10 protein-coding genes are annotated in these 11,281 nt (G+C 45.0%); 6 read left to right on the plus strand and 4 right to left on the minus strand.

Going from position 1 to position 11,281, the window contains the following annotated elements; all coding sequences use genetic code 11:
* From QUB08_RS05430 to QUB08_RS05445, 4 genes are all read left to right on the plus strand, one after another.
* A partial coding sequence (locus QUB08_RS05430) for a HEAT repeat domain-containing protein (protein WP_333223803.1) occupies nucleotides 1-419 on the plus strand: 419 nt, incomplete at its 5' end.
* Between the two features lie 279 nt (nucleotides 420-698).
* Nucleotides 699-1,421: a Uma2 family endonuclease gene (locus tag QUB08_RS05435; protein WP_333223804.1), complete on the plus strand. Its 723-nt coding sequence runs from the start codon at nucleotides 699-701 to the stop codon at nucleotides 1,419-1,421.
* 249 nt (nucleotides 1,422-1,670) lie between these two features.
* Nucleotides 1,671-4,229: a leucine--tRNA ligase gene (gene leuS, locus QUB08_RS05440; protein WP_333223805.1), complete on the plus strand. Its 2,559-nt coding sequence runs from the start codon at nucleotides 1,671-1,673 to the stop codon at nucleotides 4,227-4,229.
* Nucleotides 4,230-4,300: 71 nt separating this feature from the next.
* Nucleotides 4,301-5,188 carry an alpha/beta fold hydrolase gene (locus QUB08_RS05445; protein WP_333223806.1) on the plus strand — a complete coding sequence of 296 codons (888 nt, stop codon included), beginning with the start codon at nucleotides 4,301-4,303 and terminating at the stop codon, nucleotides 5,186-5,188.
* 16 nt (nucleotides 5,189-5,204) lie between these two features.
* On the opposite strand, the gene QUB08_RS05450 is transcribed toward QUB08_RS05445, so the two are convergent.
* Complete coding sequence (locus QUB08_RS05450) at nucleotides 5,205-6,005, minus strand: SAM-dependent chlorinase/fluorinase (protein WP_333223807.1); 801 nt, start codon at nucleotides 6,003-6,005, stop codon at nucleotides 5,205-5,207.
* 18 nt (nucleotides 6,006-6,023) lie between these two features.
* Here QUB08_RS05450 and QUB08_RS05455 point away from each other — a divergent pair, with 18 nt between their 5' ends.
* On the plus strand, nucleotides 6,024-6,872 hold the full coding sequence (locus QUB08_RS05455; protein WP_333223808.1) for a DUF3598 family protein: 849 nt from the start codon (nucleotides 6,024-6,026) through the stop codon (nucleotides 6,870-6,872).
* 154 nt (nucleotides 6,873-7,026) lie between these two features.
* Here QUB08_RS05455 and QUB08_RS05460 read toward each other — a convergent pair whose 3' ends face one another.
* The 3 genes from QUB08_RS05460 to QUB08_RS05470 form a co-directional block, all read right to left on the minus strand.
* The gene (locus tag QUB08_RS05460) at nucleotides 7,027-7,704 is read right to left on the minus strand and encodes a GIY-YIG nuclease family protein (RefSeq protein ID WP_333223809.1); all 678 of its coding nucleotides are present in this window, start codon (nucleotides 7,702-7,704) and stop codon (nucleotides 7,027-7,029) included.
* A 150-nt stretch (nucleotides 7,705-7,854) separates the two neighbouring features.
* Nucleotides 7,855-8,718, minus strand: a complete 864-nt coding sequence (locus QUB08_RS05465; RefSeq protein ID WP_333223810.1) for an aldo/keto reductase — start codon at nucleotides 8,716-8,718, stop codon at nucleotides 7,855-7,857.
* A 225-nt stretch (nucleotides 8,719-8,943) separates the two neighbouring features.
* On the minus strand, nucleotides 8,944-9,738 hold the full coding sequence (locus QUB08_RS05470; RefSeq protein ID WP_333223811.1) for an ABC transporter permease: 795 nt from the start codon (nucleotides 9,736-9,738) through the stop codon (nucleotides 8,944-8,946).
* 447 nt (nucleotides 9,739-10,185) lie between these two features.
* Between QUB08_RS05470 and QUB08_RS05475 the strand changes: the two genes are divergently transcribed.
* Nucleotides 10,186-11,259 carry a radical SAM protein gene (locus QUB08_RS05475; protein WP_333223812.1) on the plus strand — a complete coding sequence of 358 codons (1,074 nt, stop codon included), beginning with the start codon at nucleotides 10,186-10,188 and terminating at the stop codon, nucleotides 11,257-11,259.
* Nucleotides 11,260-11,281 lie beyond the last annotated feature (22 nt).

Consider the following 11,281-nt stretch of genomic DNA (forward strand, 5'->3'; position numbering starts at 1 on the left):
TACCCATTCTCAAACAACTGGCTCAATCAGACGATAATGGGTATGTGCGACGTGCAGCAGTAGAAGAATTAGCACGGCGGTGGAAAGATGACCCGGAAACCTTACCTTTGCTCAAACAAAGCGCTCAATCAGACGATAATTCGGATGTGCGAGAAGCAGCAGTCCACGAATTAGCATGGGGGTGGAAAGATGAGCATGGAATATTTGAATTATTGTGCGATGTTGCGCTCAATGACCCCTTTGAGCGCGAGTATTATTGGCTAGGCAATCCCCGGCAAGCAGCTCTTGCAGCTATGATTGAGTTATATCCCGATCGCCCTCAAACTTTAGAACTTGTGCGCGATCGCGCTCAGAACGATTCTGACGAAAGACTCCGCAAATTTGCCCAGAAAAAATTGACAAAATTAGAACGCCAATGAGCGATATATTCGATCGCCGATCGCCATTTTTTCTAATTTTACGAGTCGTTGGGTGGGGGCGGGTTTAGGAGATTATTGGTTTTAAACATAGGTGGTTGGTAAAACCCGCCATACAAAATCATCCATTACCAATGATAAATGGCAAAAAAAAATATTTATTTAGGTGCTGGTTTCACCCACAATAATTGCCTGAAACCCATAATATCGTAAACCCGCCCCGACCCGATAACTATCATAAATAGTATAATTAAGCTGAGATACTTCTCGGAGACAACCACTATGCAAGTCACAACAGAAGAAATTATTTATCCATCCAGCGACGGTCAACCAATGGCGGACAGCACAATACAATACAAATTAATTGTCACAATCAAAGAAGGTTGCGAATCGCTGTTTGAAGATGACCCCAACGTGTTTGTAGCAGCCGATTTACTTTGGTATCCCGTTGAAGGTAGACCAGATATTTCTCAAGCGCCGGATACGATGGTGATATTTGGTAGACCAAAAGGCGAGCGACGTTCCTACATACAATATCGCGAAGATAATATTGCTCCCCAAGTCGTCTTTGAAATTCGCTCCCACAACGATAGTAACACAAAAATGAACAAGAAACTTTCATTTTACTATCGTTATGGAGTCGAGGAGTATTACCTTTACGATCCAGAAAGAAATCAGTTAGAAGGTTGGCAAAGAATTGAAGGAATCTTAGAACCAATTGAACCGATGGAGGGATGGATAAGTCCCAGACTGGGAGTGCGGTTTGAGTTACCAGAAGAAAGGTTAGAAATCTATCGCCCTGATGGAGAAAAGTTTCTTTCCTATTCCGAAATAAATGCAGAGCGGTTATTAGAGCGACGGCGCGCCGAACAAGAATTTCAGCGTGCCGAAGAAGCCTCGCACCGCGCTGAAGAAGCCTCGCAGCGTGCCGAACAAGAAGCTCAAAAAGCGGAACGTTTAGCCGCCAAACTGCGCGAATTGAACATCGATCCTGATAGCATCTAAGCTCGAACTAGGAGAATAAACCCGGTTTGTCAAAGAAATCGGGTTTCTGGGGATTGCAGTTATTTACTTTTTTCAGGGCGAACCGGGATATTTGGTCGATCGCCCCCAGCTCAAATTCCCTATACTACAATATATAATACACATATTCGAGCCAAAATCCTTGGAGCTCAGAAAAATCCGAATCGAAGCCCCTTGAATGTGCCAAAATGTTCAAGCAAACATTAGTAAATCCTACACGGAGTAATTGTTGTGGATTCCAGATATAACCCCCAATCCATAGAAGAAAAATGGCAGCAGACATGGGCTGAGCAAAACTTAGACCAGATGCCAGAAGATACCCAAAAGCCTAAATTTTATGCCTTATCCATGTTCCCCTACCCGTCGGGAAACCTGCACATGGGACACGTCCGCAACTACACAATCATCGATGTAATTGCCAGACTCAAGCGGATGCAAGGCTATCGCGTACTCAATCCGATGGGGTGGGACGCTTTTGGTTTGCCCGCAGAAAATGCCGCCATCGAGCGAGGAATTCCCCCTGCACAATGGACTTATCAAAACATTGCCCAAATGAAAGGCTTATTTCGCCGTCTGGGTATTTCTTTCGACTGGACAAAAGAAGTTACAACTTGTTCTCCCGATTATTATCGGTGGACTCAATGGATTTTCTTGCAATTTTTAGAAGCAGGATTAGCTTATCAAAAAGAAGCCGCAGTTAATTGGGACCCCATAGATCAAACCGTCTTAGCAAACGAACAAGTAGATAACGAAGGTCGTTCCTGGCGTTCCGGTGCCAAAGTCGAGCGCAAATTATTGCGGCAGTGGTTCCTCAAAATTACCGATTACGCCGAACAGTTATTAAACGACTTAGACAAATTGCCCGATTGGCCAGAAAGAGTCAAATTAATGCAAGCCAACTGGATCGGCAAATCAGTCGGCGCTTACTTAGAATTTCCCATTGTCGAGATGGATGAAAAAATCGCTGTTTTCACCACTCGCCCCGACACAGTTTATGGCGTTAGTTACCTTGTTTTAGCGCCGGAACATCCACTAACTAATCGCGTTACTACACCAGACAGAAAAGCCGCCGTCGAAACCTTTGTTAAAGAAGTCTCTGCCCAAAGCGAGATCGATCGCACAGCCGAAGACAAACCAAAGCGCGGCATCCCCACAGGCGGCAAAGCAATCAATCCTTTCAACGGCGAAGAAATCCCCATTTGGATTGCCGATTATGTGCTGTACGAATACGGCACCGGCGCAGTCATGGGAGTACCAGCCCACGACACGCGAGATTTCAAATTTGCCAATCAATATCAACTGCCAATTAAAGTAGTAATTGTGGATGATGATGAACTGCCCTTGACGGAAGCTTACACAGAACCAGGAATTATGATTAATTCCGAAAGCTTCAACGGCATGGATTCAATTAAAGGCAAAGCAGCGATTATTCACCATGCCGAAAATGCAGGTTATGGCAAAGCCCGAATCCAATACCGCTTGAGAGATTGGTTAATTTCTAGACAGCGTTATTGGGGCGCTCCCATTCCCGTAATTCACTGTCCCACCTGCGGAACAGTCCCCGTCCCCCCATCAGATTTGCCCGTCTTGTTGCCGGAAAATGTACAATTTACTGGCAAAGGTTCGCCCTTGGCAAAGATGGAAGAATGGGTAAACGTTCCTTGTCCGAGTTGCGGCACTCCGGCGAAGCGGGAAACAGACACGATGGATACTTTTATCGATTCTTCGTGGTATTTCTTGCGCTATCCCGATGCTCAAAATCAAGAGCAAGTCTTCGATACCGCGAAGACAAATGATTGGATGCCCGTAGACCAATATGTGGGCGGCATCGAACACGCAATCTTGCACTTACTGTATTCGCGGTTCTTTACCAAGGTTTTGCGCGATCGGGGTTTGATCAATTGTGACGAACCATTTAAACGCCTGTTAACTCAAGGCATGGTGCAAGCAATGGCATACAAAAACCCCGTTACTGGCAAATACGTTCCCCCAGCAAATGTAGACCCCGCAAATCCCAAAGATCCTGAAACTGGGGAAGCTTTGGAAGTCTTCTATGAGAAGATGTCCAAATCAAAATACAATGGCGTTGACCCCTTGGAAGTTATGGGCAAATATGGGGTAGATACGGCGCGAATGTTTATTTTATTCAAAGCACCGCCTGAGAAGGATTTGGAGTGGGATGACGCGGATGTGGAAGGGCAATTTCGCTTTTTAAATCGCGTTTGGCGCTTGGTAACAGAGTTTGGTTCACCCCCCCCAGCCCCCCCTTGCCAAGGGGGGGAGAAAGAGGTTTTAAGTAAACCTGAGAAGGATTTGCGGCGGGCAATTCACACGGCAATTAAGGAAGTGAGCGAAGATTTGGAGGGCGATTATCAGTTCAATACTGCTGTTTCTGAAATGATGAAACTTAGCAATGCTTTGAATGATGCTAAATGTAAAGATTCGCCAACTTATGCAGAAGGAATTAACACTTTGATTCGCTTGTTAGCGCCTTTTGCACCGCATATTGCTGATGAGTTGTGGCACAATACTGGTAACAGTGAATCGGTGCATACGCAAACTTGGCCGAGTGTGGATGCTTCTGCCTTAATTACCGATGAAATTACGCTGGTTATTCAAGTTATGGGCAAGACTCGCGGCACAATTAAAGTGCCTTCTGCTGCTGACAAAGCTGCTTTGGAAAAGTACGCTCGCGAGTCAGAATTGGCCAAGCGTCACCTGGAAGGTAAGGAGATTAAAAAGGTAATTGTGGTGCCTGGAAAATTGGTTAATTTCGTGGTAGCTGGATAAAGATGAGAAACCCGGTTTATTAGAGAAACCGGGTTTTTAATACTTGCAGTTAAGAAGTAGGCAGTCCAAAAATGAGCAAGCTAAACAAGACCAAAAAAACTTTTTTGAGAGGGCTGTTGTGTTTAGGGAAACTTTGGGCGATCGCCTACATTGCTTCCTGTATACTCTTGTTTTTTCTGCAAACTCGTTTGATCTTTCAGCCAACACCTACAATCGCCAAAACACCGGATGCTTTTAACATCCCTTACCAAGAAGTTTGGTTGCCAATTAAGGGTCGATCGCGCAAAATTGAAAAACTTCACGGTTGGTGGCTGCCCGCCGCAAATCGACAATCATTAGGAACTCTATTGTATCTGCATGGCAGGGGTTTTAACATCGGTGCGAATATCACTCAATCTTACCGCTTTCGGCAATTGGGTTTTTCTGTATTGCTGATTGATTACCGGGGTTACGGCCGCAGTCAAGGCAGCTTTCCCAGCGAATATCAGGTATATGAAGATGCGGAAACAGCTTATAATTATTTAGTGAAACAGCGGCCATTATCATCCAGAGAAATCTTTTTGTACGGTCATTCGATGGGAGGTGCTGTTGCTGTGGAATTAGCGATCGCACATCCGGAAGCTGCGGGATTAATTGTTCAAAGTTCGTTCACTTCAATGCTTGATATGGTAGAACGCTACAGTATAATGCGGCTGTTTCCACTGCGGCTGCTGCTGACGCAAAAATTTGATTCTTTGGCGAAGGTTAAATTGCTGCGAATTCCGGTTTTGTTCGCCCACGGGACTGCTGACCCTTTGATTCCCAGTGGGATGAGTAAAAAGTTGTATGCTGCTTCTCCTGAACCTAAGAAAATTTTACTTGTTCCTAATGCTAAGCACAATAATGGAGATCTTTTTTTTAACATGAGCGAATACCGCCAAACAATTGTTGATTTTGCAGATAAATATAGAATGAGATGAATGCAGATTACCCTCTCTATCTGTAAATTACTTGTACTTGATCTCCAAATTCTAGCTGCAATACTGATTGAGCGCTGCCGCCATTAACGGCAATTTCTACCCAACCGTCAGAACCAGTTATGGCAATTAAATCCCCAGGCTCGCTGTCGCTGTAGGTTTTACCGCTGGGAATGCGAATTGCATCAGAACAATTGCTAATTGTCAATGACCAATTGTTACCTATAATGGAATTATTGGGGATATTAGTAATTAGATTGCCGAAGCGATCGACATATTGAATGCAGCCTGCTGCACCTGTAGCTGTAACGGAACAATTTGGTATCTCTAACTGTAGTAAACTTGCAGGGTCGATGCACTCCCCCAACTCTTCCAATGCCACCCCATTCGCCAAATGAGCGCCCGCTGCTGCGAAAATATCGCGACCGTGAAAAGTGCTGCTGGGTTGAGGTGTGCGCCAGTATTGAGAATTCGTGAGTTCGACACAGGATCTGGCACTTTCCCGACTCAACACCCCGCTAAACAACCCGTTATCCGGCCCGACAAGAAAGCAATTAGCACATTTAATTGCAACTCCACGTCTCTTGCTTCCCACACCCGGATCGACGACAGCAACGTGTACGGTTTCCGGCGGAAAATAAGCAAAAGCAGTCATCAAACAAAACCTCGCAGCCGCAATATTTTGAGATGGTATTTGGTGCGTAATGTCAATGACTTTTAACTGCGGGTTAATTTGGGCGATCGCACCTTTCATCACTCCCACATAAACATCGCTTAATCCAAAATCCGTCAGCAGAGTTATAATTCTATTTTTAAACATATATCCAAAGGTGAAAATATGGTATCACAATGGGAAAACTTTCTGCAAAACTTGGGAGAATGGCACGGTTCCTTTACCCAGTTATCCCCGCGAGGAGAGGTACTTCAAGATACTCCTAGCATTATTTCTCTCGAAGGTTTCAATGACAACAAAAATGTGCGATTAAAACTCCGTCGGTTTTCTCCAAATCCTAGCGGTGTGGGCGAACCGGAAGTGAGCGAACTTGTTCGAGAATATCAAAGTTTGGGACGAGATATCCTATTTTTTGAGAATGGAGCTTTTTGTCAGGGTACTATTCAACTAGCGCCTTATTCTGAGTGCGGTGCCGAGTTTGGTTTTATCTACAATTATCGTCGGTTGCGCTTCCCTCTGACATACAATACCGACGGCAATTTATCAAACCTTACCTTAATTCGGGAAAAGCAGCTTGATAAAAATGTCCCCGAACGTCCGCCTTTAACTGTTGACGATTTGCTGGGAGAGTGGCAGGGCGCGGCCGTGACAATGTATCCAGATTGGCGTTCTCCTGATACCTATTCTACCAAAATGCAATTGCATTTGGATGGAGCCGATCGCCTAGTGCACAAAATCACTTTTGGCAGTAATGCTAGTGTTATCACTTCTAGCGCCACCATAGACGGTTCAGTTCTGCACTTTAACGAAGGTGCTTCGCCCGTGCAAGTTTTGCTCCTTCCTGACGGCGGTTCTTGCACTTTACCTGTCAAGATTGAATCCAGAAAACCTATATTTTTCGAGGCTGGTTGGTTGGTAGAACCTGACTTGCGATTTCGGATGATTCGCAGTTACAACGATCGGGGTGAATGGGTAAGTTTGACTTTAGTTACGGAACGCAAAGTTAGTCATTAATCCCGATCAGTTGTTGATGATTAAGATTGAGGATTTTGGGCGAGCCATAAGCCCAACCCCTACTCCCCAGCATAAACTTGCTGTATTGTGGAACGGGCATCTTGCCCGTTCTAAAAATAGTACAAGATATCAGGATGACAAACATTTTTCCGATTTAGGAATCGGACTTGGTTTCCTGGGTTTGCGATTGAATCACCGCACTCCAGTCATCATTGTTAACAGCAGCTTCCAGATGCTGGTGTCGTTCGCCATCACTTTTGGCGGCTGTTTCTAACTCTTTGGTAAGAGTGGAATCTGCCATTGCTTTCCGCAATTTCAGCTTCTTTTCCTCATAAGCTTTTTGTTCTTCAGCAGACATAGCAGCGCGGGCTGCTTGGCCTACCGTAGCCGCCCACATTTCGCTTTCCGCACCGTTTCCAGGCGGAATGCTGCCAATTTCTGCTATCCAAGCATCCCGCAAACTTTCCATTTCTTCCCGCTTAGGGAATTTGAAAGTTTGCACGCGCAGGAAAGCGCAATTTTCGACGCCGTTTTGGGCGATGTGACCGTTGATGGAAAGCAGGATATTTCGCGAATAACCGATAAACTGAGTGTTGCGGGAAGTGTCCATTACAGCGTAAACGCCGGCGACTTTCGCGTTAGTTGCCAAATCGCGCCATGTATCGATCGACATTACTTGCGTGCCGTCATTTTCTAATTCAGAAATAGCAGCGGCTGCGCTGTGTTCTGAGTCGGAACTGTATAAAAAGTTGTGCAGTCCTTCATGGGCGACAGGTACGTTTTGATGTTCAATTGCTACGTCTCGATCGGCATTCACTTGATTAGCTTCCATAAAACCCAATTCCTCAAAAAATGTCAACTTTACTCATTAAATCCCACTTTCAGGGGCGGGCAAGATGCCCAACCCCTACTCCCCACAATAAAGTTCTCTTTGTGGAACAGGCATCTTGCCTGTTCTACTGTTTTTGTGGCCCTTATATACTTAACTTACGGCAATTTGTTGCAATTCCTCGTCAGTCAATTTAACTTCGAGCGCCTGCACAGAGTCCTCAATACTCGATACTTTGGTCGCACCGGGAATCGGAACGACGCAGGGCGATTGGGCCATCAACCAAGCTAATACTATACAGTAAACTGAAACGTTTTTTTCTGCTGCTAATTTGGCGATCGCGGGCATATCTTGCAAGCTGGTGACGCGGCGGCTTCCTCCCAAAGGACTCCAAGGAAAAAATGTCAGTTTTTCGGTTTCGCAATATTCCAGAACGCCGTCTGATTCCGGCTGTCTGTGCCACGGATTGTACTGATTCTGCACGGAGACAACTTCTACTGTATCGCGGGCACGTTTGATCTGCTCTACAGAAAAGTTGGAAACTCCAATAAATCGAATCATTCCTGCTTCTACTGCTTCTTTTGCAGGTGCTAGGGCTGCTTCGATGGTATAAGCGGGATCGGGCGAGTGATATTGCCAAAGGTCGATCGGTTCCTTGCCGCCCAACGCTTCAAAACTTTCGCGAATTGTCTGGCGCAAATGGTGGGGATTGCCGTTGCGCGTCCATGCACCTTGAGGCCGCATTAAGCCGCCTTTAGTGGCAACAGTAACGGCACGAGTATCTCCGGTGTACTGTTCCAAAGCTTTGGCAATCAGTTGCTCATTGTGGTGTTTGTCGGATTCATCTTGGCAGTAGGAATCTGCGGTGTCAATTAGGGTGACACCCAAATCGAGGGCGCGGTGAATTACCGCAATTGATTGATCTTCGGGCGGCCGGCCGCTTAAGGACATTGGCATACATCCCAGACCGATCGCGCTGATAGTAAAATTACTGTTACCCAGTTTTTTTCTTTTCATTAGTTTGCCTTCCTTTGCGTGGTTGATTTCCAGTTTACATTTCAAGGATAAGTTGAAATCTTACATTTTTTTAACTATCTAAGTAAATAGACCAAAATATTTTTTAGATAAGCTGTTTTTCCTTGAAAATGTATATTTCACTTACCTATTCCCCACGTGTCAAATCCTCTCCCTCTCAAACATAATAGACAATCTAGATGTGCAGCAGCTTACCTACCTACTTAACTAGCTGGAAGCGCTGGTGTAAAAGCGGAGTGCAAATTGCCAGAAGTAGCGGGAGAACAATAACAGCCCGATCGCCAATATTCCCGCCCCTGCGATCCAAACGATTTCACCTCTCCCCAGCATGGCTTCTGCAGGCACAGTCGTCAAGAAGGCAACGGGAACTACGAAAGTGAAGAAAAATCGATAAGCTGCCGGATAAGCTGCCATTGGAAATCTACCCGCTTCTAACAATCCTTCGAGGACTTCGGTAACATTGTAAATTTTGACAAACCAAATGCTGGTTGCCCCTAACATAAACCATATACTGTAAAGAGTAATAGTTCCGAATAACAGCGGTATTGCTGTTAAAAAATAGTTGCCGATTGCTACTCCCAATTTGTTAGCAGCATACAGCAGCAATACTGTGCCCAAGATTAAATCTGGGATTCCCCAAGGCGAAACTGTGTTTGCAGATAGCCAGAATTGGGAACTGATGGGTTTGAGGAGTACGAAATCGAGAGTACCTTGCTGGACTCGATCGACAATACGGCTGAGATTAGGTGCTAGAAACGTTGACGAAAAACCCTGCAAAATCGTGAAAATACCGAGTACAACTAAGGCTTCTTCCCATTTCCAGCCCGAAAACGTGTAACCGGTACGGTAGAACAAAAACAGCCCAAACAAGCTGCCCGTAAGATTTCCGAGGCTGCTGATGGCCGCGAGGACAAAGTTGATTCGGTATTCTAGTTCCGCTGCGATCGACGCACCCCAGAACAATTTCAGTACGTGCAAATATCGTCCCATGTTTGTCGCCATTTTTTGCCGTGTAAATACTTAAATTCCCATATTGTAAAGCTTGTGTGAAGTTAGCTGCTCTACTGGCTGCTCATTTCACTATAAAAATAAATTATAAATACCGCTTACTTAAGTAGTTTTTCTGAGGCATCGTATTAAGTTATTTAACAGAATTTAAACAAAAACTACAATTATGAATTTAAGTCAATCTTAAACCCCTATATTTTGGCAATTATTAAGGCGGCTTCATGTTTTGAGACAAAAATTAGTTTGATTAATAGGAAATACTAATATGTTGCAATTTTTAATATTATAAATATTTCAAAAACATCTAGCCATACCCAAACGGAACACTTAGGATGGGGCATACGTACTCAAAAGGAATAGGTAATCAGAAATACGTAATGATACGTACCAAAAAGGGATCGAGAAATTGACTTAAGTAACAACACGTAAGGAAAAAAAGACATGGATGCTTTAACATTATCGAGACTGGGCGTCAAGCACACCAAGAGTGCAGTGGCCGAATCGCTGCGGATCAATACAGGATACGACGTGACAAGCCCAGTCACTTTTTACGGGATTGTCAACGAGCGCTGCAATGTAAAATGCCGGCAGTGCGAGTATTGGCGGCTCAAAGAATATAAAGACGAAATGACGATCGAAGAATGGCAAAATGCCCTCTTGAGCGTCAAAGAATTTGTGGGTGAATTTTCAATCAACTTTAGCGGCGGCGAACCTTATATTAAAAAAGGTTTTCTAGACTTGCTGGCCTTTGCGAATAAAAATGGCATTCACGCCGGCGTCACCACCAACGGCTATTGCATGACCAGGGAAAACGCAGCCAAAACTGTCGCTGCTCGTCCTTTTAATGTGAATATGTCCGTTGACGGGCCGAATGCAGAACTGCACGATTATTTGCGGGGTCAACCGGGATTGTTCGACAGACTTTCTAAAGGAATCGGTTATCTGCGCGAAGAACAAGAAAAACAGAACGTCCTGTTTCCGATCAACGTCAAACCGACAATGAACCGACTGAATTTCCGCCACCTCCCGGAAATAGTCACCTGGGCTCAGGGAATTGGGGCGACGACGGTGAACTTCCAACCGGTCAACCGCTGGACGCCAGAAACCTACGAGGAATTGTGGATTGAAAAAGAAGACATGGAGGAATTTGCACAAGTAATCGAGCGGCTAATTGAAATGAAGAAGAACGGCGCTCCGATTATGAACAGCGATGAAGTGTTGCGATTGATGATTCCTCACTTTGCCGAAGAAAAAGCTCCTGATTCAACTCGTCCTTGTCGCGTTGGACTGCGAAATTACTGGATTGATACGCGCGGCGATGTGAAATTGTGCGATGAGTATCCGGTGATTGGTAATGTGAAAAACGCCAGCGCCCGCGAGATTTGGTACGGCGAAAAAGCTCAAGAAGTCCGCCGCGATACTTTGAATTGCGGCAAGCTTTGTCTGATTACTTGTGTCTCCCAAAAGACGATTTTGGACAAAGTGAAAATGGGGATGAAGTTATTAAAGAATTGAGGTTTGAGCAGTGTTAATATCG

Origin of the sequence: Microcoleus sp. BR0-C5, from assembly GCF_036705045.1 — a bacterium.
GTDB lineage: Bacteria > Cyanobacteriota > Cyanobacteriia > Cyanobacteriales > Microcoleaceae > Microcoleus.